The 1,470-nt window shown below is 61.2% G+C and carries 2 protein-coding genes; both read left to right on the forward strand.

Annotated elements, in window-relative coordinates:
* Positions 1-185: 185 nt before the first annotated feature.
* Positions 186-851 carry a GntR family transcriptional regulator gene (locus AC1D0Z_RS21620; RefSeq protein ID WP_477660205.1) on the forward strand — a complete coding sequence of 222 codons (666 nt, stop codon included), beginning with the start codon at positions 186-188 and terminating at the stop codon, positions 849-851.
* Positions 848-1,470: polysaccharide deacetylase family protein (locus AC1D0Z_RS21625; RefSeq protein WP_477660206.1), on the forward strand; the 623-nt coding region annotated here is incomplete at its 3' end. The genes AC1D0Z_RS21620 and AC1D0Z_RS21625, both read left to right, overlap by 4 nt.

A 1,470-nucleotide genomic window follows, 5' to 3' on the forward strand; every position in this document is an offset into this window, starting at 1 on the left:
AGTTAGTTGAGGGAGCTGCTCAAAAAACCCTCCTGGCGTTGTTGCGCCGCCTTGCCGTGCCGATAGCACTGTCTGCGGCGACGCGCCTAGCCAGGACCGCTTCGCTGGGGTTTTGAGCAGCTCTTGTTTTGATCTGGTTTACCAAAAGTGTATACACTTTTTGGCATTCCGGCTATTATGGGCCGATGGAATCGTCAACCACGCACACCATCGTCGAAGCCCTGACCAAGGCCATTGTGGAGCACAGGCTACACCCGGGCACCAAGCTTGCCGAGCAAAAGCTGGCCGACCATTTTGGCGTTTCACGCACGCTGGTACGGCAGGCGCTGTTCCAGCTTTCCCAAAACCGCCTCATCCGTCTGGAGCCGGCGCGCGGCGCTTTTGTGGCTGCGCCGTCGGTGATGGAAGCGCGGCAAGTGTTCGCCGTGCGCCGGATGCTGGAAGCCGAGATGACGCGCGCCTTCATACGCGAGGTCACCCCCGCCAAGATCAAGGCGCTGAAAGAACACGTCGCGCGCGAAAAATCCGCTGTAGACCTCGGCGACGTTTCAGGCCGGACGGAATTGCTGGGTGACTTTCATGTGCGCATGGCCGAGCTCATGGGCAATGAAGTGCTGGCCCAGATGCTGGGCGAGCTGACCTCGCGCTGCGCCCTCATTACCCTGATGTACCAGACAGCCAGCGCCGCTGAACACTCCAATGACGAGCACGGCGAAATCGTCAAGGCGCTGGCCGCCAGGAACGAAGCGCTGGCCGTACGCCTCATGAATGAACACCTACTGCATGTCGAGGAGAGCCTCGCCTTCGACCGCAAGGTACCTACCAACGATATTTCAATGGCGCTGTCATGAATAAAGATAACAAGCAATTTTCCGCCGGGCCGCCCCAAGGAAAATTAGCCCCCTCGGGGGGCAGCGAAGTACACGCAGTGAAGAGCGTGGGGGCTACTTCTTACCCTAGAGATCTGGTCGGCTACGGCCGCAACCCGCCGCAAGCCAACTGGCCCGGGCGGGCTCGCGTCGCCGTGCAGTTCGTCCTCAACTATGAAGAAGGCGGCGAAAACTCGGTGCTGCACGGCGACCCCGGCTCTGAGCAGTTCCTGTCTGAAATGGCCAACCCGCCCAGCTTTGCCGACCGGCACCTGAGCATGGAAGGCATCTACGAGTACGGCTCGCGTGTGGGCGTATGGCGCATCCTGCGCGAGTTTGAAAAACGCAGGCTGCCACTCACTGTCTTCGGCGTGGGCATGGCGCTGCAACGCCACCCCGAAGTCGCCGCGGCCTTCACTGAACTCGGCCACGAAATCGCCTGCCACGGCTGGCGCTGGATCAACTACCAGCAGATCGACGAAGCCACCGAACGCGAACACATGCGCCTGGGGCTGGACGCCATTGAAAAACTCACCGGCACACGCCCGCTGGGCTGGTATACCGGCCGCGACAGCCCCAATACACGCCGCCTGGTGGCCGA

The organism is Polaromonas sp. P1_E3, from assembly GCF_056405935.1.